Source organism: Streptomyces sp. NPDC007088, assembly GCF_042869355.1.
In the GTDB taxonomy this organism is placed as follows: Bacteria; Actinomycetota; Actinomycetes; order Streptomycetales; family Streptomycetaceae; genus Streptomyces.
Genome location: NZ_JBIAFO010000003.1, coordinates 217543 through 238253, shown reverse-complemented (window position 1 = coordinate 238253; position 20711 = coordinate 217543). Strand labels below are relative to the sequence as shown.

Sequence of the window (20711 nt, the reverse complement as noted above, 5' to 3'; positions counted from 1 at the left end):
GGCGCATGGACACCTCCCGCGCACTGACCCTCCGGCCCGGTTCCGCAGACGATCTCCCCGCCGTGCTCGGCCTGTTCGACGGCGCGGTGGAATGGCTCGTGGCGCAGGGCCGGACGGGGCAGTGGGGCACCGCCCCGTGGTCGGCCCGGGAACCGGCGGTCGCGCTGGTCGAGGCGTACTTCGCGAAGGGCAGTCCGTGGGTCGCCGAGCTGGACGGGGCGGTCGTGGGGACGGTCACGCTCACCGACGGGCCCGGCTCCTGTGTCGGCCCGGCGCCGGAACCGGAGCGGTACGTGCATCTGCTGGTGAGCGAGCGGCGGCTCGCCGGGCACGGCATCGGGGCGGCGCTCCTCGCGCACGCCGCCGCCGAGACCCGCCGGGCGGGCGTCTCGCTGCTGCGCGTGGACTGCTACGCGGGCGGCGACGGGAAACTGGTCGACTTCTACCGCAGTTGCGGGTTCCGGCCGACGCTCGCGTTCACCGAGGGGCCGGACGACTGGCCGGGGCAGGTGCTGGAGATGCGGGTGGACTGACCCGGCGACGCGGGAGCCGCCGCCGGGGGCACGGGCCGCGCGCGGGGCCCCGCCGCACTCGCGTGACCGCCCGGCTCGCGCGCCCACACCGGACCCGCGTACGGGAGAACGGTCTCGCGCCCGGGAGACCTGACCCGCGTACGGAAAGGGGTGACCGCCCCGGCCCTCGGGCCCAGGGCGGTCACCCCTCCGTTCCTCCGTGCCTACGTGCTTACACGGGCCGCTCCCGGTTCAGGCCGCCGCGGCGAGCTGTTCGCGGGGGACGAACCTGACCTGCGGGTGGCCGTGGTTCCAGCCGAGCTGGACGCGCAGGCCGCCGATCCGGGCGAGGACGAGGCCGACCCCGGCCGCCGCGAGCGCCGCGATCGCGCCACCGGCCGCGAAGCCGATCCGGGCGCCGTAGGTGTCGGTGATCCAGCCGAGCAGCGGGGCGCCGATGGGCGTGCCGCCGGTGAACACCATCATGTAGAGGCTCATCACGCGGCCGCGCATCTCGGGTTCCGCCGCGAGCTGCACCGACTGGTTGGCGGTGACGTTCGTGGTCAGGCCGAACATGCCGATCGGGACGAGCAGCGCCGCGAAGGCCCACAGGCTCGGCGTCACGGAGGCCACGACCTCCAGGACGCCGAAGGCGAGGGCCGCGCCGACCAGGAGCCGCAGCCGGGTGCTGCTGCGCCGCGCGGCGAGCAGGGCGCCCGCGAGCGAACCGGCCGCCATCAGGATGTTGAACATCGAGTAGGTGCCGGCCCCGGCGTGGAAGACGTCGTCGGCGTAGGCCGAGAGCCACACCGGGAAGTTGAACCCGAAGGTGCCGATGAAGCCGACCAGGACGATCGGCCAGATCAGCTCGGGCCGCCCCGCGACGTAGCGCAGGCCCTCGCGCAGCTGCCCCTTGCCGCGCTGGGTGCGGCGGCCCTCGTGCAGTTCCGAGGAGCGCATGAGGACGAGGCCGACCAGCGGCGCGATGAAGGACAGCCCGTTGAGCAGGAAGGCGTAGCCGCTGCCGACCGCCGTGATGAGGACACCGGCGACGGCGGGGCCGACGAGCCGGGCGGTCTGGAAGTTCGCCGAGTTCAGCGAGACGGCGTTGCGCAGCTGGTCGGGGCCGACCATCTCGGAGACGAAGGTCTGCCGGGCCGGGTTGTCCACGACGGTCGCGAGGCCGAGGACGAACGCGGTGAGGTAGACGTGCCACACCTCGACGTGGCCGCTCAGGGTGAGGATCGCGAGGGCGACACCGGTCAGGCCCATGACGGACTGCGTGACGAAGAGGATCTGCCGCTTCGGCAGCCGGTCCACGAGCACGCCGCCGTACAGGCCGAACAGCAGCATCGGGAGGAACTGGAGCGCCGTCGTGATGCCGACCGCCGCCGAGGAACCGGTCAGGCTCAGCACCAGCCAGTCCTGGGCGATGCGCTGCATCCAGGTGCCGATGTTGGAGACGACCTGTCCGGTGAAGAACAGGCGGTAGTTCCGGATGCTCAACGAGCTGAACATGCCCGGCCTGCGCGGCTCATGGCCTTCGTGGCGCTCGCGCGGCTCACGGTTCTCACGGGACTCGCGCGGCTCCCGGTTCTCACGGGGCTCACGGCTCTTGTGGGCCTCACGGCCCTCTCGGGGCTCGACCGGCGTGTCCGGCGCGCCCGCCTCGCCGGGCTCCGCGCTCTCGCGGAGTTCTGCGGGCCTGCCGGTCCCGGCGGTCCCGCGGGGCTTGCCAGGTCCGGCCGGGCTGCCCTGGGTCTTGTCGAAGTTGTCAGGTGCGGGGGCGGAGTCTGCTCCGGTTCCCGTACTCAAAGACCTTCGCCTTCCTTTCATGCGCTCGTACGTCGGTCACGGACGCGGGGCGGTCGGCGTACTTCCCCCGGGTCCGGCGGCTCACAGGTGCGCGAGCTTCTCCAGGACGGGAGCCGCTGCTCTGAGCTTCTCCCACTCGTCCTCGTCCAGCTCGGCCGCGAGGCCCGCGAGCCAGACGTTCCGCTTGCGGCGGCTCTCCTCCAGCATGCTCACCGCGCGTTCCGTCGAGCTGACCACCTTCTGGCGCCGGTCCTCGGGGTGCGGCTCCAGCCGGACCAGGCCCTTCGCCTCCAGCAGGGCCACGATCCTGGTCATCGAGGGCGGCTGCACGTGCTCCTTGCGGGCCAGCTCACCTGGGGTGGCCGAGCCGCAACGGGCGAGCGTGCCGAGCACCGACATCTCGGTGGGGCTGAGGGACTCGTCGACCCGCTGGTGCTTGAGCCGACGCGAAAGCCGCATCACTGCGGAACGGAGGGAGCTGATGGCGGCCGCGTCCTCGCCCTGACTGAGGTCAAGCATGGTAGTTAGAGTAACTCATTACTCTGGCTAAAGACACTGGGGGAACGCGGCACCGACGTGTCCTCGAACACATCCAGTCGACACACCGAGGACACTCGTACGCAAGCACGTCTTCACCCGTACGAGTGAGACACGTCCGGAAAATATCGGTCTCCGCCCCGTCACCTGGACGCTGGAGGCATGGGGACCGATGTGCTCAGCCTGCGGATCGACGGTGAGCTGCTGGACCGCGTGCGCGCGCACGCCGCCCGGCGCGGGATGACCGTACAGGACTACGTGATCAAGACCCTCGTGCGCGAGGACTTCGACGAGCGGTTCAAGACGGCCGTGGAGAAGACGGAGAGGTTCTACGGCTGAGCCGCGGCGGACGCGGCGGCGGCCCTCGCGCGGGGAGAGCCGGTGGCGCCGCCTCCTCGGCGTCACGGCCCGTCACTGCCGCCGTCCGCCCGCCCGTCCGCCCGCCCGTCCGCCCGGCCGCCGCTCGCCGTCTGCCGTACGCCGCTCGTCGCTCGTCGCCCCGGCGTACGCGAAGGGCCGCCGCCCCTCGCGGGGGCGGCGGCCCTGATGTGCGGTACCGGGCGGCGGACAGGCCGCGCCGGCCTCCGGACCGCTCAGGTCAGCTGGAGCGCCGGCATCAGGTAGTAGAAGGCGAAGACCGCCGAGACGACGTACATCGCGGCCGGCACCTCGCGCCAGCGGCCGACGACGATCCGCAGCACGGTGAAGGTGATGAAGCCGATCCCGATGCCGTTCGTGATCGAGTAGGTGAACGGCATCATGAGCATCGTCAGGAACGCCGGGATGGCGATCGTGAAGTCGCTCCAGTCGATCTTCGCGATGGAGCCGGACAGGATCAGGAAGCCGACCGCGACCAGCGCGGGGGTCGCCGCCTGGGAGGGGACCATCGTCGCGACCGGCGTGAGGAACAGCGCGACGACGAACAGGCCGCCGGTGATCAGGTTCGCGAAACCGGTGCGCGCGCCCTCGCCGACCCCGGCCGTGGACTCCACGAAGCAGGTAGTGCCCGAGGAGGAGCTGGCGCCGCCCGCGGCGACCGCGATGCCGTCCACGAAGAGGATTCTGCTCATGCCCGGCATGCCGCCGTCCTCGGTCGTCAGGTGCGCCTCGTCACCGACGCCCATGATCGTGCCCATGGCGTCGAAGAACGAGGACAGCAGGACGGTGAAGACGAAGAGGACGCCGGTCAGGATGCCGACGTGCTGGAAGCCGCCGAACAGGCTCACCTCGCCGATCAGCCCGAAGTCGGGGCTGGAGACCGGGTTGCCCGGCCACTCGGGGACCGTCAGCCCCCAGGACGCCGGGTTGACGTCGGCCACCGCGTTGATGACGAGCGCGAGGATCGTCATGGCGACGATGCTGATGAGGATCGCGCCCGTGACCTTGCGGACCAGCAGGGCCACGGTGAGCAGCGCGCCGAGTACGAAGATCAGGACCGGCCAGCCGTTGAGGTGGCCGTCGTTGCCGAGCTGGAGCGGAACCGTGGTGTGCGCGGCGTCGGGCACGCGGGAGACGAAACCGGAGTCGACGAGACCGATCAGCAGGATGAACAGGCCGATACCGATCGAGATGCCCTTGCGCAGCCCCCCGGGGACCGCGTTCATGACGCGTTCGCGCAGTCCGGTCGCGACGAGCAGCATCACGACGAGACCGGCCAGTACGACCATGCCCATCGCGTCCGGCCAGGTCATCCGGGGCGCGAGCTGGAGCGCGACCACCGTGTTGACGCCGAGCCCCGCCGCGAGGGCGATCGGGACGTTGCCGATGACCCCCATGAGCAGGGTCGTGAAGGCGGCGGTCACGACGGTCGCGGTGACGAGCTGGCCGTTGTCCAGCTGGTGCCCGTTCATGTCCTTCGCGCTGCCCAGGATGATCGGGTTGAGCACGATGATGTAGGCCATCGCGAAGAAGGTGGCGAAGCCACCCCGGATCTCCCGGCCGAAGGTCGAGCCGCGCTCGGAGATCTTGAAGTAGCGGTCCACGGCGTTGTGGGGCGGGGCCCCTGCCGGGCCGCCGGGCACGGCGTCCGTGACGGTTGCCGAGGTGGGCATGGAGAACCTCAAAGGTGCGGAGAGCTACGGGGACGACGGGTACGCGGGTGGGCGCGCGGTCCGCGCGCCGTTCCGGGTGCCCGGCTTCGGCCCCAGAGGTTGGCCCAAACCGGTTGCTTTGTTGCTTCTTACGAAAGAACTCAGCCATACCCGAGCTGTTTCAGTATGAATACATGAGCCCGAAATAGCTATCTCCGCGCGTAGAACGCAAGCGGGACTATTCTCCGGGCGTGTCGCGCGCCGCGCCGGACGCTCCGGACCCGGCGGCACGACGGCCCCCCGTCGCACCGGACCCGCCTTCGCACCGGACCCGCCTTCGCACCGGACCGGTCTTCCGGGGGCCCGGCCCGGCTCCTCGCCCGTGGCGGACCGGGGTGCGCCCGCCCCGCCCCCAGGCGCGCTACGTAAGCTGGGCGCATGGAGAAGTGGACCCCGAAGCACGAGGCGCCCGAGCCGCTCGAAGGCCCTGTGGTGGCGACCATCACGACCGGCACCGGCATCTGGTTCCTGCTTTTCCTGGTGCAGCTGCCGTTCTACGGCTGGTTCGACGACCACGGGCACCTGTGGTGGCTGTGGACCTGCCTGGCCGGGGGCGGTCTCGGCCTGTTCGGCGTCTGGTTCGTGCGCCGCCGCGACCAGGCCATCAAGCGGCACGAGGCGGAGCGGGGAGCGGGGACCGCGCGGGCCTGAAGCCGCCCCTCCTCCCCGGCCCCGGAGCCGGGCGGGCCCGGCTCAGGGCTCGTGCGTCAGATACCGGCGGGCCACCGCCCTGTTGTACTTCTGGAACATGTCGCCGAGCGTGCGCAGATCGTCCTCGCTCCAGCCTTCGAGCAGTTCGCCGAAGCCCTCCGCCCGCAGCCGGCGCACCCGCGCCACCCGCTCCAGCCCCTCCCCGGTCGGCGTGACGAGGCTGCGGCGCCGGTCGGCCGGGTCGGGCGAGGTCACCACGAGCCCCTTGCGGCGCAGCGCGGCGACCTGACGGCCGGCCGTCGAGGGGTCGAGGCCCAGCATCGTGGCCAGGCGGTTGATGTCCGTCGCCCCGGCGTCCCGCGGGGAGGCGGCGCCCGGCTCCCCGGCCGTGAGGGTGCGCAGCATCAGGTACTCGGCGCGGTCGAGGTGGTCGTGGATGGTGCTGCGGCGGTGCAGCAGTTCGAAGTTCCTGTTCAGGAAGGCCGTCTGCCGCTCGATGCGGTCGATGAGGGGGGACGGCCGGGCGGCGGCGGGGCGCTCTGGCTCCTCGGTGGTCAACTCGTCGCTCCTGGCGCTCCCGGGCGTACGGCCCGTTTATCGGTACGATACATGCTATTATATGCATCGTACATGTATCGCGGTGGTCCCCGTGTCCACCGCCACCGCCCCCCGACCGGCTCCCGAAAGGATCAGATGGCAGGGCTCACGCAGGGCAGGGCAGCGGGGATACGCGACCTCTTCGTCGCCTCCGACCCCGGACTCGGCAGGTTCAGGACGGCCGCCTCGGCCGGGCTCGCGATGGCCGGCGCGCTCGCGCTGGAGTACCTCTTCGCGCGGCTGACCCACGCGGACGCGCAGTCGACCATGGTGTCGATGATCATCGGGACCGTCGTGGCCATGCTGGGCTCGAACGCGCTGGACGGTCCCGAGGTGCTGCCCAAGATCCGTACGGCCGTGTTCTTCCCGGTCGCGATCGGGCTGGGCCTGGCCGCCGGGATGGCGGTGAGCGACCGGCCGGACCTCATGCTCGTGGGCTTCGTCCTCGTCATGTTCGCGGCCGTCTTCGTGCGCCGCTTCGGGCTGCCCTTCTTCTTCTACGGCTTCATGGGCTGGATGGGGTACTTCTTCGCCTCCTTCCTGCACCCGCCGATGAGCCGGCTGCCCTCCCTGCTGCTCGCCGTCACGCTGTCCACGGCCTGGGTCCTGCTGATCTCCACGACCGTGCTGCACACCCGTTCCGGTACGACGCTGCGCCATGTGCGGCGCTCCTTCGGGGCGCGGGCCAGGTCGGTGGCGCGGGCCGCCGCCGACCTGCTCGCCGCCGGGGAGCCCCGCCGCGCCCGGCTGCGGCACCGGCTGCACGTACGGCAGCTGCGGCTCGTCGAGGCGGCGCTGATCGTGGAGGGGTGGTCGGCGCGGTCCGGCGCGCTGCCCGAGGGCTGGTCGGCGACCGCGCTGCGGCGCCGGCTGCTGGAGTCCCAGCTCGCGATCGAGTCGCTGGCCCAGGCCGCGGACGCGCTGGCCGGCCCCGAGGGCGAGGGCGCCGGCCCGGACGCCGTGCGGCGCTCCGCGCACCGCGTGGCGGACCTGCTGGCCCGCCACCAGTACGAGCGGGCGGCGCGGGCCGCGCGCGCACTGCTGGACGCCGTCCCGGACGCGACGCCCGGCGCGGCGCTCCCGGCGGCACGGCAGCTCGCGGCCGCCGCCGCCGAGTACGTGGAGCTGGCGCGGCGCGCGCAGCAGCCGCCCCGGGTCGGTGACACGGGGCCCGAGTTCGAACCCGCCGTGGGGCTGGTGCTCGGCGCCCTGCCCGGCTCGGCCTCCGTCGCCAAGGAGGTCGACGCGCGCGGCCGGCGCTGGAACCCGGTACGGCGCCTCACGCTGAGCACCCGGCAGGCGTTCCAGGCGGCGCTCGCGGGCGGTATCGCGATCGTGGTCGGCAAGGAGATCTCGGAGCAGCGGTACTACTGGGCGGTGATCGCCGCGTTCATCGCCTTCACCGGGACCGCGACCCGCTCGGAGACCTTCATCAAGGCGACGCACCGCGTCACCGGGACGCTGCTCGGGCTGGTCGCGGGGATCGGGCTGGCCCACCTCACCGCCGGGCACACGGTGACCGCGCTCACCGTGATCGTGCTCAGCATGAGCTGCGGTTTCTACCTCGTGAAGGTCTCCTACGCCTTCATGATCTTCTTCGTCACCATCATGGTGTCGCAGATGTACACGGTGCTCCACGAGTTCTCCCCCGCCCTGCTCGTGCTGCGACTGGAGGAGACGGCGGCGGGCGCCCTCGTCGGCATCCTGGTGTCCCTGCTGTTCCTGCCGACGAGCACGCGGGACACGGTGAACGACGCGCGCGGTCACCTGTTCTCGGCCCTCGCCGACCTGCTCGACGAGGTCGCGCACCGGCTCACGCCGGCCCTCGCGCGCGGCGGTGACGACAGCGGCCGCCCCGATCCGGACGCCCTCTCGCGCGCCGTGGACAACCGGCTGCGGGCGATGGCCCTCGTCGCGGCCCCGCTGACCCGGCCCCTGGTCTGGGGCAACGACCCCCGTCTCGTACGGCACCGGCTCACGCTGTACGCGGCGGCGGCCCGGCGGGGGCGGGTCCTCGCGGCGCTGGTCCGCGAGGCACGCACGCCGGACGGGGCGCGCGGGGTCCTCGGAGACGAGGCGGCGGCCACGGCGGCCGCCGCGGCCTGCCGGGCGCTCGCGGCGGCCTGCCGTGACCTCGCGGCGCACCCCGGCCGCTCCCTCGTGCCCACCGCGGAGGTCACGCTCCGGCTCGGCCAGGCGCGGGCCGCCCTGGCGGAGGCGGACGGCGCGGGTGTCCTCGGGCGGAGCGCGGCGCTGCTGCCCGCCGTACGGCTCACGGCGCTGCTGGGCGAACTGGCCACCGCGCCTCCCCTGCGGCGGGGCGGGCCCGCCGCGCCGGTGCGGACGGAGCGGTCCGGCTCCCCGGTTCCGCCGGCCCCCGTCACGGCGCCCACGGCGTCCGTGACGGCCTCGCTGACCGTGGCGCGGGGCGGGCCGCGGACACCGAACGGCGTACCGGCCGCCCCGCTGCCCGCCGCCCCCGCGGCGGCGCCGGGCACACAGGGTCACCTGCCGGAACCGCCGGTCAGCAGCGGTACTGCGCAGGGATGACGCGGGTCCCCCCGCGACTCCTCCCTGAGGGGGAACCTTGCACGGTGCGCAGGTTTTCGCCCCCGGCCGACGGGTGTCCCGCCGCCGCTCGTCATACGGTCGTACTCATGACACACCGGGCAGACGCCGACACCGGGGACCACACGGAAGACGTGGGAGACGCGGACGACGCGAGGGGCCCCGGGAAGCCGGACCGGCGGGCGGGCTCCGTCGAGGCGGGGTCCGCCTCGGGCCGCCCCTCCGGGCTGAGCGGCGCCGAGGTCGCCGAGCGGGTCGCGCGCGGCGAGGTCAACGACGTGCCGGTGCGCAGTTCACGCTCGCTCACCGAGATCGTCCGGGCCAACGTCCTCACCCGGTTCAACGCGATCATCGGCCTCCTGTGGATCGTCATGCTGGCCGTGGCGCCCTTCCAGGACAGCCTGTTCGGCTACGTGATCCTCGCGAACACCGGCATCGGCATCTTCCAGGAGTGGCGCGCGAAGAAGACGCTGGACTCGCTCGCGGTCGTCAGCGAGGCGAAGCCGACGGTACGGCGCGACGGACGCGCGGCGGAGGTCTCGGCCTCGGAGCTGGTCCTCGGCGACCTCGTGGAGATCGGCCCCGGCGACAAGATCCCGGTGGACGGCACGGTCACCGAGGCGGACGGCCTGGAGATCGACGAGTCGCTGCTGACCGGTGAGGCGGACCCGGTGCTCAAGCGGCCGGGCGAGGCCGTCATGTCGGGTTCCTTCGTGGTGGCGGGCGGCGGCGCGTTCACCGCCACGAAGGTGGGCCGGGAGGCGTACGCGGCGCGGCTGGCCGAGGAGGCGTCCCGGTTCACGCTGGTCGCCTCCGAGCTGCGCAGCGGCATCTCGACGATCCTGAAGTACGTCACCTGGATGATGGTGCCCACCGCGATCGGGCTGGTGCTCAGCCAGCTCATCGGAGAGAACAACGACTTCAAGGGCGCGGTGGCCCGCACGGTCGGCGGCATCGTGCCGATGGTGCCCGAGGGGCTGGTCCTGCTGACCTCGGTGGCCTTCGCGATCGGGGTGATCCGGCTGGGCCGGCAGCAGTGCCTCGTGCAGGAACTGCCCGCCATCGAGGGGCTGGCCCGGGTCGACACGGTGTGCCTCGACAAGACGGGGACGCTCACCGAGGGCGGGATGGACGTCACCGAGGTGCGGCCGCTGGGCGGGTACGACACGGCGGAGCTGGGCCGGGTCCTCGGCGCGCTCGGGGCCTCCGACCCGCGTCCCAACGCGAGTCTCCAGGCCGTCGTCGACGCCTACCCGGACACCTCCGGCTGGACCCTTGAGGCCGCGCTGCCCTTCTCCTCGGCGCGCAAGTACTCGGGCGCGGCCTTCACGGACCACGGCGGCTGGCTGCTCGGCGCCCCCGACGTCCTGCTCGGCCGGTCCGACCCGGCGCTCGCCGACACGGAGGAGCTGAACCGGCAGGGCCTGCGGGTCCTGCTGCTGGCGCGGGCCCCGCGGGGCGTGGCGCTGGACGACCCGGGGATCGGCGCGGGCGCGGAGCCGGCCGCGCTGGTCGTCGTCGAGCAGCGGCTGCGGCCCGACGCGGCCGCGACCCTGCGCTACTTCGAGGACCAGAACGTGGCCGCGAAGGTCATCTCCGGGGACAACGCGGTCTCGGTCGGCGCGGTCGCGGCCAAGCTCGGCCTGCCGGGCGCGGACCGCACGGTGGACGCCCGCGAACTGCCCGAGGAGCCGGAGGCGCTGGCCCGCGCCATCGAGGAGCACACCGTGTTCGGGCGGGTCACCCCGCAGCAGAAGCGGAACATGGTCGCCGCGCTCCAGTCGCACGGGCACAACGTCGCGATGACCGGGGACGGCGTCAACGACGTGCTCGCCCTCAAGGACGCGGACATCGGCGTGTCGATGGGCTCGGGCGCGGAGGCGACGCGGGCGGTGGCGCAGATCGTGCTGCTCAACAACAGCTTCTCGACGCTGCCCTCGGTCGTCGCGGAGGGCCGCCGGGTCATCGGGAACATCACGCGCGTCGCGACGCTGTTCCTGGTCAAGACGGTCTACTCGGTGCTGCTCGCGATCCTCGTGGTGTGCTCGCAGGTCGAGTACCCGTTCCTGCCGCGCCATCTGACGCTGCTGTCCACGCTCACCATCGGGGTCCCGGCCTTCTTCCTCGCGCTCGCCCCGAACAAGGAGCGCGCGCGGCCGCACTTCGTGCGCCGGGTCATGCGGTACGCGATTCCCTGCGGGGTGATCGCGGGCGCGGCGACCTTCGTGGCGTACCTCGTGGCGCGCGCGTACTACGCGGGTACAGGGGCGCTGGCCGCGGAGACGAGCGTCGCGACGCTGACGCTGTTCCTCATCTCCATGTGGGTCCTCGCGATCGTCGCGCGCCCGTACACGTGGTGGCGGGTGCTGCTGGTCGCGGCGATGGGCCTGGGCTTCCTGCTGGTGCTGACGGTGCCCTGGCTCCAGGACTTCTTCGCGCTGCGGCTCGTGGGGGCCACGATGCCGTGGACCGGGGTGGGGATCGCGGCGGCCGCCTCGCTCCTGCTGGAGCTGCTGTGGCGCTGGGCCGGCCGCCGCTTCCCCGCCTAGGCGGGCCGCCGGGTCACTTCACGTCGACGTAGTCCGAGGTGGAGCTGAGGGCCTGGCTGGCGGCCGTACCGGCGAAGGCGTACCGGTAGTAGCCGTCCGCGGTGGACTTGACGGTGGTCTTCAGCTTGCCCTTGCCGTCCGACTTGACGGTCTTGAGGGTGCTCCAGGTCTTGGCGCCCTTCTTCAGGTACTGGAGCCTGACCGACTGGCCGGTGAAGGCGCCGTAGTTGCCGGCCTCCCAGTTGGCGCGGGTCAGGGCGCCGGTGACGGTGAGCGTCGCGCCCTTCTTCACGGGCTCGGGCGCGGCGTTGGTGGTGAGCCGCACGGCGCGCTGGAGCGTCGCCTTGGTGGTGGCGACGTTCTCGTTGTCGTAGATGCCGACCTTGCTCCAGTCGGTCTTGTTGCCGCTCGTGTCCTGGCCGTTGAAGGCGATCGCGAACCCCTCCACCTTCCAGTTGGCGCCCGCGTCGCTGTTGAACAGCGCGTACGGCGAGGTGTCCAGCTTCGCGGAGCAGGTCGCGGCCGTCGAGGTCGACTTCTTGCAGGTCACGTCGGTGGCCAGGAAGAGGTCGTTGGTGGAGTTCTCCCACGAGGGCCCGCGCCACAGCGAGAGGTCGAGGAAGAAGTCCTTCGCGAAGACGTCGACCTTCGCGTTGTGGTTCAGCGTGAAGGTGACGGCGGGGTGCACGTCCTTCGTCGAGCCGACGACGACGGGCTTGCCCTTGTTGACCGAGACCTTCGAGAAGGACACGTCGAGCGGGAGCGACGGGTCGGGCTCGTCGCTGACGGTGGCCGCGCGGCTCATGGCCTTCGGCGCGGAGTGCGCGGCGGCCTTCTTCTGGGCGTCGGCGATCCGCTGGACCGCCTCCTGGTGTATCCGCGCGCCGGCGGTGTGGCCGGACGCGCTGTCATCCGCCTGCGCGGCGGGAACGGCGAGGGCCCCCAGCGCGAGGGCGCCGGAGACGGTCACTGCTGCCACGGTGGCACGAATGCGCATGTGTTCCCCATGTGGAGGAAGGTGCCCGCCGCCTCACCCCTGAGGGGGGCGCGGGGCACATGTGATCGAGGAGCCTGCTGGCCCGGCTGATCAGAGGCCCGTGCGCGCCCCGCGGTTCCATGAAGGTCGCAAAATCTTCACCCGGTCACCACGGGTGCGGGCCGGAGCCCCGGGTGACCGGGGCCCGGATGCCCAGGAGCGGGAGGCGCCCCCGGGGCACCCGGGCCAGCGCCCGCGCCCGCGCCCGCACCCGCACCCGCTCGTCCGCGTGCGCGTGCGCGCCGGTCTCCGCGCCGAACTCCGCCTCGGCCGCCGCTTCCGCTTCTGCTTCCGCTTTCGCTTCCGCTCAACGACGCCTGATCATCAGCGCGTTGTCGGTGCGCACGCCTTCGGTCCCGTCCGGCTTCCGCTGCTTGCGCTCGTGCTCCTCGGCGGCCAGCACCTCCCACGCGCCCTCGGGGAGCTCCAGGGACTCCAGGACCTCCCGCGGGCTCGGCAGGCGCATGTCCGCGTGCGCGTGGTCCGGCTGCCACTCGGGGTGACCGGCGTGCCCGATGACGAGCAGTACGCCGCCCGGGGCGGTCGCGGCGGCGGCCTGCCGCAGGACGCGCTCGCGCGGCATCGAGTCGTCGGGGGTGTGCAGGAAGCTCGCGGTGACGAGGTCGTACTCCCCCTCGGGGAAGCTCAGGCCGAGTTCGTGCCGCTCGAAGCGCACGCGGTCCGCGACGCCCGCCTCCCGCGCGTGTTCCCCGGCCCGGCCGAGCGCGACCGGGGAGATGTCCACCCCGGTGACCGTCCAGCCCCGCCCGGCCAGCCACACCACGTCGGCGCCCTCCCCGCAGCCGAGGTCCAGCGCCCGGCCGGGCGGCAGGTCCCCCGCCAGCCGGACCAGCGCGACGTTGGCCTCCCCGCTCCAGATCCGCGTGCTCTCGCGGTAGCGGCCGTCCCAGAACTCCTGCCCGCTCCCGGGCTGCGACGTCGACATGCCGTTCCTCCTCGCCTGACACGGCGCCCGTACGCGGCCGTGGCCGCCCATGGTGCGCGGAGCGGGCCGGAGCGCCAAGAAAACTTGCCGGTCCGGCAACAGGCGGCGGGACCGGCCGCCGTGCCCACCGCGCTCAGGCTGCCGGCTTGCCGCCCACGCCGTCGAGGAACTCCGCGAGCAGCGCCCGGTAGTCGGCCCTGGCCTGGTCGACGCGGCCCCGTTCGAAGGGCCAGGGATCGGCGGAGCGCAGGTCACGGCCCTCCTGGGTGCGGAAGTCCTCCGCCGCGACCGCGTCGCCGGCGGCGCTGCCCTCGGGCAGGTAGCGGGCGAGCTGGTCGGCGGCGCCGGCCGCGACGCGCAGCATCCGCGCCACCGCCGCGCTCTCCCGTTCGCCGGGCGTCTCGCCCGACTCGGCGAGCGCGCGCACCGCCGCCGCGCCCCCCTGCGCGTAGCCCGCCTCCACGGTGAACCAGTCCAGCGGGTCGAGCAGCGAGGAGCGGCCCGGCCCGTAGTCGACGGCGTCCGGCCGGTGGTCCTGCGCGGCGGGCGGGGCGGGCAGGACGAACACGTACTCCTCGCCGGGCAGCGCGCAGCGCATCCGGGTCGCCCCGGGGCCGCCCTCCGGGTACGGCTCGAACCGCGTCGAGCGGGAGGGCTCGGCCCGCCCCCCGCCCTCACTCGCCCGCAGTTCGAGGTACAGGTACGCCTCGGCCTCGTTCCTGGCCGCCAGCTCGGTCACGCGTCGCGCCTTTCCTCGGGGTGCGGGGTCACGCGGGCTTTCCCTGCCCCGCGCGGGATCAGTCGAACCAGCGGTCGCGGGCCAGTTCCGCCGTGCGGGAGGGGTCCTCCAGGAGCGCGGCCACCTCGAAGCGGCGCGGCCACTGACCGGCCGCCCACGCGAGACCGGCCGCGACGCCCTCCAGGGTCGCCGCGTGCACGCGGCCGTCGGGGGTGCGGCGCCAGTCCAGTTCCCGGCCGCCGACGGTCAGTTCCTCGTACTCGGTGTACGTCGACGGGGCCGCGGGGCCGAGCAGGGCGCGGACCGCCTCCGGCACCTCGTGGACGGTGCCCTCGCCGTGCACCGACGCGTCCGGCAGGGCCTCGCTCAGGCGGCGCACCTGGAGGAGTTCGGCGAGGTCGGCGGCGTACGCGGGGCGCACCGGCAGCAGCGGGCGGCGGTCCGCGAGGGGCAGCAGGTCGGGGGCGTCCACGACGAAGGCGTCGGCCGCGTCGACCACCTTGACGGTCCCGTCGACCACGGCGCGCAGTTCGTCGGGCAGCGTGACCCGCTCCGGGTCGAGCCGGGCCAGCTCCCCGTACAGGCCGTGCAGCTGCGGGCCGCTCACCGGGAGGTCCGGGTCGGCGAGCAGGTCGAGGAGTTCGGCGGCGCCCCCGGGTTCCTCCAGGAGGGCGGCGGCGGTGGTGCGTACGCCGAGGGCCCGCAGGACCTGCGCGTCCTCGAAGCCGGTCGCGTCCACGTCCTCGTACAGGCCGTCGAGCAGCGGGTCGCCGCCCGCCGCGCGCAGTCCGGCGGGGCGGCGGCCGTCGAGGACGGGATGGCCGCGCAGCCACCACGCGGTGTACGGCCGTACCGACTCCGTCGTGCCGTCCGGGAGCAGGACGCGTACCGGCGAGGTCAGCGCCTCGCGCAGCGGCGGCCGGGACAGCAGGGCGAGCGCCTCGGGCCAGCGGTCCTCGTCCACGAGGTCGAGGTCGCGCACGGCGAGCAGCTCGGTCGCGACGGGCGGCACGGGGGTCTCGGGGAGCTGGTCGAGGACGTCCTCGCACCACACGTCGACCGCGTCGAGCAGCCCCGCGTCGTCGGGCTGCGCGAAATCGCCCTCACGGGGTTCGAGTTCGTCCGGGTCGAGGACGACGTCGTGGGCGCGCACCAGGGCGAAGCCGGTCAGCACCCCGCACGCGGCCAGCGGCCGCTCGCCCCAGCGGACGGCGAGTTCCTCGTCCACGGCGGCGAGCGCCCCCGGCCGCATGACGGAGGCGAACTCCCCGCCGGGCAGGACCAGTTCGGAGGCGGGGGCGAGTTCGCCCTCCTCGTCGGTGAGGGCGAGCGCGCCGAGCCAGGGTTCGTCGCCCGCGTCGAGGTGCGCGTCGCGCACCAGGGTCAGGACGAGTTCGGCCAGCTCCTCGGGGCCGGGCGGGGAGCCGGGGCCCTCGTCGAGGCCGAGCCCGCCGTCCCACGCCTCCTCGTCCAGGGAGGCGGCGACGGCGGCCCGCACCTGCGGGGTCGTCAGGACGGCGCGCGGCGTCGCGGGCAGCGCGCCGAGCTTCTCCAGAAGCGGGTGGGCGGCCCGCGGATGGGCGACCTTGAGGCCGAGCCGCGCGAGGGTGGCCGCCTCGGGGCCGCCGTCCGCGAGGGGCAGCAGGATCTGGCGCGGGCCGATCGCGGTACGCCCCGAGGCGAGCGGCACGGGCAGTCCGGTGAGCCGGTCCGGGTCGACCCCGGCGAGGCTGTCGTACAGCGCGTGCCACCACTCGGGGCTCCGCTCGATCCCGGCGAGCCGGTCGACGGCCTCGGTGAGCGGGACCCGGGCGATGTCGAGGGTGCGCAGCGCGGGGCGGCGCTCCAGACCGGCGGGCAGCAGGCTCGGCAGTACTTCGGCGAGGACGGCGACGGTCTCGGCGCCCGCGCCCTCGACCACCTCGGCCTCGATGGGGCGCAGCGCCGTGAACTGCCCCGGCTCCTCGCCCTCGTGCGGGAGGGCGGGCGGCAGGAAGGCGGTGCGCGGCAGCCGGCCGAGGATCGCGGAGCGCAGCTTCCCGTCGAGTTCGGCGCGGCCCAGCGGACCGGGCACGAGGTCGAGGACGCCCTCGGTGAGCGGCTGCCAGCCGGCCAGGAGTTCGGCGTAGGCGGCGGCCGCGCGCTCCACCAGGAAGTCGGTGAGCGGCCCGTGCGCGGCGTGCCTGCGGGCGGTGTCGAGCGGGAGCGTCGCGATGAGCAGCGCGGGCACCCCGAGGGGTTCCTCGCTGGGCGTCGGGGCGTGCACGACGGGGGTGGTGCGCGGGGTCTGCGGGGCGCCGTCGGCGTCGACGGGCACCGCCCAGGTGACGGCCCAGAACGGGCGCAGCCGCTCCTCCACGGGGCGCCCGGTCAGCAGCTCGGGGGCGAGCGGCCCGCCGTGGCTGACGGTGCGCCACCGCCGTACCTCCCCGTCGTCCTCGACGAGGGTGTACGGCTCCTCGGTGCGGCGCCGCAGCACGCGCGTGCCGTCCGGGGTCTCCACGACGATCTCCTCCAGACCCGGCAGGGTCAGCAGGAGGGCGTCGTCGATCCCCGCGAGCAGGCGCTCCACGAGGTCCTCGGCGACCGCGTCGCGCAGCGGCAGTATGACGACGGTGTCGTACCCCTCGGGCGCGGAGCCCTCGGCGGGGAACGGCAGGCGCAGCAGCGGTACGTGCCCGTCGCGGCGCCGCACCTCCTCGTCCAGGGCGGGCAGGCCGAGGGCGCGCACGGCCTCGCGGGACTCGCTCAGCGACCAGCGCACCCCGCCGGTGCGGCCGACGACGGCGGGTTCGTCGGTGACGGCGAGCACGGCGGCGAAGCCGACGCCGAAGCGGCCGACGGTGCCCTGGCCGTCCTCACGTTTCGCGGAGGCGCGCAGCGTGGAGAGCGAGGCGACCCCGGCGGCGTCCAGCGGGGCGCCGGAGTTGGCGACGGCGAGGACCGGCGGATCGTCGCCCGCCGAGTCGCGCAGCGCGATCCGCAGCCGGCCGGGCACCCCCGCGCGGGCCGCCGCGTCGGCGGCGTTCTGCGCGAGTTCCACGACGACCCGGTCGCGGTAGCCGCCGAGCGCGAGGTCCTCCTCGGCGTTGGCGTCCTCGCGCAGCCGGGCGGCGGAGGCGGCCCACGCGTCGAGCACCGCACGCCGCTGCCGTCCGGTCCCGAACACGTCGGCACCCTCGTCGGCCGGCCGTACGTCTTCACTCACGGTGCTCACTCCTCGTCCCGGGGACAGCGGATGCCGTCCTCTGTGCGTTGCCGCCCAGCCGGATCTCATACCCGTGGGCGCGGACCGGCGTTTGAAGGTACCTCGCGGCGGGAGCGCGGTGACCGGGCAGCCGCACCCGTCCTCGCCCGCGCGCCCGCCCGGGGGGCGCTGCTCTCGGTCCCGTTCCGGGGAGGGCCCGCGTGCCCCCGGAACGGGCCGCGGGGCACGCCGGAGGGAGGCGTCCCCGGGGCGGGGCGGTGGGAGGGGGCGGTGCCCGGTACGGACGGGGTGGCGCGGGGAGACCGGCGGCGCGCGCGACGGGGCCGGTCCCCGTCGGGCTCGCGGTGCGGTGCGCGGCGGCCGGGGAGACCGCGGCGGCCGTGTGCGCGGCGCCCTCGTCGCCGGACCGGGCCTCGGCTCCGTCCGGGAGGCGCCGGCCGCCGCGACGGGCCGGACGCCGGTGGGGGGACGTACGGCGGTAGCGGCGCCGGGGCGGAGTGGGGCCGGGGCGGGGCGGGAGCAGGGGGGGGCGGTCAGCCCTCGCCGTCCGCCTCGGGCCGGGTGTCCGGCCGCTCGCCGCTCGCGCCGAGCGGCAGCGTGTCGGTGCGGGTCTCGTCGAGGACGAGCGGCGGGGCCTGCGGGGTCCTCGGCATGACGGCCGCCTCGGAGTGCCCGCCGCAGCCGAAGGTCAGGGCGACGACGTGCCCGTCCGCCGGGCTGTACTCGTTCGCGCACACGCCGAACGCCTGCCGCAGCGAGGACCCGGTGAGCGGCACCAGGAAACCGCAGGACTGGCACGAGGCGGGCGCCGCCTGCGCCATCGGGGTCCCCGGGCCGTACGACTCCTCCCAGCGGTCGGCGGCCACGTGCAGCCCGTAGCGGGACAGGACGCGCGCCCGGCCCAGGCCCAGCTCCTCCGCGACGTCGGCCACCGAACCACGACGGGGCGCGACGGGGAGCGCCGCGGGGGCGCCGTCGCTCAGGTCCGCGTCCTCGGCCTCGGCCAGCTCCGCGAGGTCCTCGGAGACCGCCGAGTCCGGCGGCGGCTCCTCGTCGGCGGCGAAACCGGGCTCCAGACGCAGGTCGTCGGCGTCCGTGGGCAGCAGGTCGCCGGGGCCCATGTCGCCCGGACGCAGCCGCTCGCTCCACGGCACCCACTCGGGGGCCAGCAGCGAGTCGGGGCCGGGGAGCAGCACCGTTTCGTCAAGGGTGACGACCTTCGCGCGGGAGGCGCGGGCCACCGTCACCGCCCAGCGCCAGCCGCGGTAGCCCATGTCCTCGCACGCGAAGAGGTGGGTCACGACGCGGTCGCCGTCGGCGACGACGCCCACGTGCTCGCCGACGACACCGGGCGCCGCGGTCTCCTCGGCCGCCGCGCGCGCCAGGTCGACCGCCTCGACACACAGTCGGTCAGGGGTGCGGCTTCGCGTTGTCGCTGCGCTCACAGGTATCGCTTCTCTCCTACGCCGTCTCACGAGTGCGCCCCCTCAAGGGGCCGAGGCACGGTATGAGGCGCGAACGGAGCGGACCGGGGGACCGCGTCGACGTCCGCGCCCGATCCGGTGGTTCCCGGGCGCGCCCACGCCATCCATTCTGCGGGATCGCGAAAAGGGCGCGCGGCCAGGTACAACCGCCGCGGGCGCGCTAGGCACGCTACCCTCTTCGCGCCCCGGCGCCCACACGGACGTCACTCCGGGCCGCCCGAAGCCCCTCGACGGGAGCCGCCGCGAGCCGCCACATGGCCCCGCGCGAGCACGGGCCCCAGCGCCCCGGGCGCCCCGGGCGGGGCCCCGCGTCCCGCCTCGTCGGCCGCTTCACGAAGGGGTGGCCGGGGTGGCATTCGGCCCCCTCGGTCCCCTTCCCGCACACCGGCACGTACCGGGAACGGGCTACGGGACGCCCGACGGGGCACTATGACGGGGTGACCGCATCCTCGTCGTCCGCCGGGCCGCCGGAGCGCGGCGGCGCGCTGCGCGGGCGTGCCCGCGCGGTACGCCGCGCGGTGGCGGCGCCGTTCACCTCCACCGGCCGGCTCGTGCGCCGGGTGACGCACGCGCACGGGGCCGGCGAGTCGGGGCTCGGCAAGCTCATCGAACTGCACGGCGTCAACGGCGCGGGCGACGTCATGATCACCGTGTCGCTGGCCTCCACCGTGTTCTTCGCGGTACCCACCGACGAGGCGCGCGGCCGGGTCGCGCTGTACCTGGCGATCACGATGGCGCCGTTCACCCTGCTCGCCCCGGTCATCGGCCCGCTCCTGGACCGGTTGCCGCACGGGCGGCGCGCGGCGATGGCCACCTCGATGCTGGCGCGCGCGGTGCTCGCCCTCGTCCTGTCGCACGCCGTGGCCGGCGGGAGCCTGGAGCTGTACCCGGCGGCGCTCGGGGTGCTGGTCGCCTCGAAGGCGTACGGGGTGGTGCGCAGCGCCGTCGTCCCGCGACTGCTGCCGCCGCGCTTCTCCCTCGTGAAGGCCAACTCGCGGGTCACCCTCGGCGGTCTGCTCGCGACCGGCGCGGCGGCCCCGGTCGGCGCGGGGCTCCAGATGCTCGGTCCGCGCTGGCCGCTGTACGGGGCGTGCGCGCTGTTCGTCCTGGGCGCGTTCCTGTCCTTCCGGCTGCCGCCCGTCGTGGACTCCGCGAAGGGCGAGCGCACGGCGCGGCTGCTGCCCGGCGATCCGGTGCCGCTCTCGAAGGCCCCCGGCGGGGCCGGGGAACCGGGCGCCGCCACCGGGGGCGCGCGGGACACCGGCGGGCCCGTCGGCGCCCCGGGGGACGCCGGGGCGGGGCGGGCGCGGCGGCGCCGGCCGGGGCTGCGCTCGGTCGGGCCGACGGTGATGTTCGCGCTCGGGGCGAACGCCTCGCTGCGCGGGCTGTCCGGTTTCCTCATCTTCTTCCTCGCGTTCCTGCTGCGCGACCAGCCGCTGGGCGGGCAGAGCGCCGCCGTCTCACTCGGCGTGGTCGGGGTCGCGGCGGGCACGGGCAACGCGCTGGGCACGGCGGTCGGGGCGTGGCTGCGGGCGCGGGCGCCCGAGGTCATCATCGTGACCGTGGTCGGCGGGGTCCTGGGGGTCGCGATCACGGCGGCCGCGCTGTACGGCCAGCTCCTGGTCGCGGCGCTCGGCGCGTGCGCGGGCTTCGCCCAGGCGCTCGCGAAGCTGTCCCTCGACGCGCTGATCCAGCGGGACGTGCCGGAGCAGGTGCGCAGTTCGGCCTTCGCCCGCTCGGAGACCTTCCTCCAGATGGCCTGGGTGCTGGGCGGCGCCATCGGGATCGCGCTGCCGCTCAACGGCGTCCTCGGCCTGTCGGTCGGCGCGGCCCTCGTCGCGACCGGCTGGCTGTCCACGATCCGGGGCCTGCTGACGTCCGGTCGGCGGGACAGGCAGCGGGAGCGGGCCCGGGTCGCGTAGCGCGGACCCCGCCGCCGCCGGTGCCGCCCGGTCCCGGCGTCCCGTGTCCGCGCGGGG

At 74.5% G+C, this 20711-nt stretch carries 15 protein-coding genes; 6 read left to right on the top strand and 9 right to left on the bottom strand.

What is annotated here, in order from left to right; all coding sequences use genetic code 11:
* The first annotated feature begins 5 nt into the window (after positions 1 to 5).
* Positions 6 to 533: a GNAT family N-acetyltransferase gene (locus ACFYMP_RS06755; protein WP_388851597.1), complete on the top strand. Its 528-nt coding sequence runs from the start codon at positions 6 to 8 to the stop codon at positions 531 to 533.
* A 231-nt stretch (positions 534 to 764) separates the two neighbouring features.
* Here the strand turns inward: ACFYMP_RS06755 and ACFYMP_RS06750 are convergent, their stop codons facing one another.
* Positions 765 to 2327, bottom strand: a complete 1563-nt coding sequence (locus ACFYMP_RS06750; protein WP_388851594.1) for an MFS transporter — start codon at positions 2325 to 2327, stop codon at positions 765 to 767.
* 81 nt (positions 2328 to 2408) lie between these two features.
* A complete protein-coding gene (locus ACFYMP_RS06745) occupies positions 2409 to 2846 on the bottom strand; it encodes a MarR family transcriptional regulator (RefSeq protein WP_363144367.1) in 438 nt (145 codons plus the stop codon).
* 180 nt (positions 2847 to 3026) lie between these two features.
* Here ACFYMP_RS06745 and ACFYMP_RS06740 point away from each other — a divergent pair, with 180 nt between their 5' ends.
* Positions 3027 to 3203: a ribbon-helix-helix protein, CopG family gene (locus ACFYMP_RS06740; protein WP_388851590.1), complete on the top strand. Its 177-nt coding sequence runs from the start codon at positions 3027 to 3029 to the stop codon at positions 3201 to 3203.
* A 254-nt stretch (positions 3204 to 3457) separates the two neighbouring features.
* On the opposite strand, the gene ACFYMP_RS06735 is transcribed toward ACFYMP_RS06740, so the two are convergent.
* A complete protein-coding gene (locus tag ACFYMP_RS06735) occupies positions 3458 to 4915 on the bottom strand; it encodes an NCS2 family permease (protein ID WP_388851587.1) in 1458 nt (485 codons plus the stop codon).
* A gap of 417 nt (positions 4916 to 5332) precedes the next feature.
* Between ACFYMP_RS06735 and ACFYMP_RS06730 the strand changes: the two genes are divergently transcribed.
* Entirely contained in the window at positions 5333 to 5605 is a 273-nt protein-coding gene (locus ACFYMP_RS06730) for a DUF2530 domain-containing protein (protein ID WP_388851584.1), read from the top strand.
* Between the two features lie 42 nt (positions 5606 to 5647).
* Here the strand turns inward: ACFYMP_RS06730 and ACFYMP_RS06725 are convergent, their stop codons facing one another.
* Positions 5648 to 6163, bottom strand: coding sequence for a MarR family winged helix-turn-helix transcriptional regulator (locus tag ACFYMP_RS06725; RefSeq protein ID WP_388851581.1), 516 nt, complete (start codon positions 6161 to 6163; stop codon positions 5648 to 5650).
* A gap of 135 nt (positions 6164 to 6298) precedes the next feature.
* On the opposite strand from ACFYMP_RS06725, the gene ACFYMP_RS06720 reads away from it, so the two are divergent.
* Both ACFYMP_RS06720 and ACFYMP_RS06715 read left to right on the top strand, forming a co-directional pair.
* Entirely contained in the window at positions 6299 to 8752 is a 2454-nt protein-coding gene (locus tag ACFYMP_RS06720) for an FUSC family protein (protein ID WP_388851578.1), read from the top strand.
* Between the two features lie 107 nt (positions 8753 to 8859).
* Positions 8860 to 11319, top strand: coding sequence for an HAD-IC family P-type ATPase (locus ACFYMP_RS06715; protein WP_388851575.1), 2460 nt, complete (start codon positions 8860 to 8862; stop codon positions 11317 to 11319).
* A 13-nt stretch (positions 11320 to 11332) separates the two neighbouring features.
* Here ACFYMP_RS06715 and ACFYMP_RS06710 read toward each other — a convergent pair whose 3' ends face one another.
* The 5 genes from ACFYMP_RS06710 to ACFYMP_RS06690 form a co-directional block, all read right to left on the bottom strand.
* Entirely contained in the window at positions 11333 to 12316 is a 984-nt protein-coding gene (locus ACFYMP_RS06710; RefSeq protein WP_388851572.1) for a hypothetical protein, read from the bottom strand.
* 346 nt (positions 12317 to 12662) lie between these two features.
* Positions 12663 to 13301 carry a class I SAM-dependent methyltransferase gene (locus ACFYMP_RS06705; protein ID WP_388851569.1) on the bottom strand — a complete coding sequence of 213 codons (639 nt, stop codon included), beginning with the start codon at positions 13299 to 13301 and terminating at the stop codon, positions 12663 to 12665.
* 133 nt (positions 13302 to 13434) lie between these two features.
* Positions 13435 to 14040 (bottom strand): hypothetical protein, encoded by a 606-nt coding sequence (locus ACFYMP_RS06700; protein ID WP_388851566.1) that lies wholly within the window; start codon positions 14038 to 14040, stop codon positions 13435 to 13437.
* A 58-nt stretch (positions 14041 to 14098) separates the two neighbouring features.
* On the bottom strand, positions 14099 to 17248 hold the full coding sequence (locus ACFYMP_RS06695; RefSeq protein WP_388851563.1) for a sacsin N-terminal ATP-binding-like domain-containing protein: 3150 nt from the start codon (positions 17246 to 17248) through the stop codon (positions 14099 to 14101).
* A gap of 533 nt (positions 17249 to 17781) precedes the next feature.
* Positions 17782 to 18693: a DUF3027 domain-containing protein gene (locus tag ACFYMP_RS06690; RefSeq protein ID WP_388851560.1), complete on the bottom strand. Its 912-nt coding sequence runs from the start codon at positions 18691 to 18693 to the stop codon at positions 17782 to 17784.
* Between the two features lie 476 nt (positions 18694 to 19169).
* On the opposite strand from ACFYMP_RS06690, the gene ACFYMP_RS06685 reads away from it, so the two are divergent.
* Positions 19170 to 20654: an MFS transporter gene (locus ACFYMP_RS06685; RefSeq protein WP_388851557.1), complete on the top strand. Its 1485-nt coding sequence runs from the start codon at positions 19170 to 19172 to the stop codon at positions 20652 to 20654.
* Positions 20655 to 20711: the final 57 nt, after the last annotated feature.

Bases quoted from the DNA above. Each gene is read 5' to 3' on its own strand.
- ACFYMP_RS06755 (WP_388851597.1), top strand. From the start codon at position 6: ATGGACACCTCCCGCGCACTGACCCTCCGGCCCGGTTCCGCAGACGAT.
- ACFYMP_RS06745 (WP_363144367.1), bottom strand. From the start codon at position 2,846: ATGCTTGACCTCAGTCAGGGCGAGGACGCGGCCGCCATCAGCTCCCTC.
- ACFYMP_RS06740 (WP_388851590.1), top strand. From the start codon at position 3,027: ATGGGGACCGATGTGCTCAGCCTGCGGATCGACGGTGAGCTGCTGGAC.
- ACFYMP_RS06735 (WP_388851587.1), bottom strand. From the start codon at position 4,915: ATGCCCACCTCGGCAACCGTCACGGACGCCGTGCCCGGCGGCCCGGCA.
- ACFYMP_RS06730 (WP_388851584.1), top strand. From the start codon at position 5,333: ATGGAGAAGTGGACCCCGAAGCACGAGGCGCCCGAGCCGCTCGAAGGC.
- ACFYMP_RS06720 (WP_388851578.1), top strand. From the start codon at position 6,299: ATGGCAGGGCTCACGCAGGGCAGGGCAGCGGGGATACGCGACCTCTTC.
- ACFYMP_RS06715 (WP_388851575.1), top strand. From the start codon at position 8,860: ATGACACACCGGGCAGACGCCGACACCGGGGACCACACGGAAGACGTG.
- ACFYMP_RS06710 (WP_388851572.1), bottom strand. From the start codon at position 12,316: ATGCGCATTCGTGCCACCGTGGCAGCAGTGACCGTCTCCGGCGCCCTC.
- ACFYMP_RS06705 (WP_388851569.1), bottom strand. From the start codon at position 13,301: ATGTCGACGTCGCAGCCCGGGAGCGGGCAGGAGTTCTGGGACGGCCGC.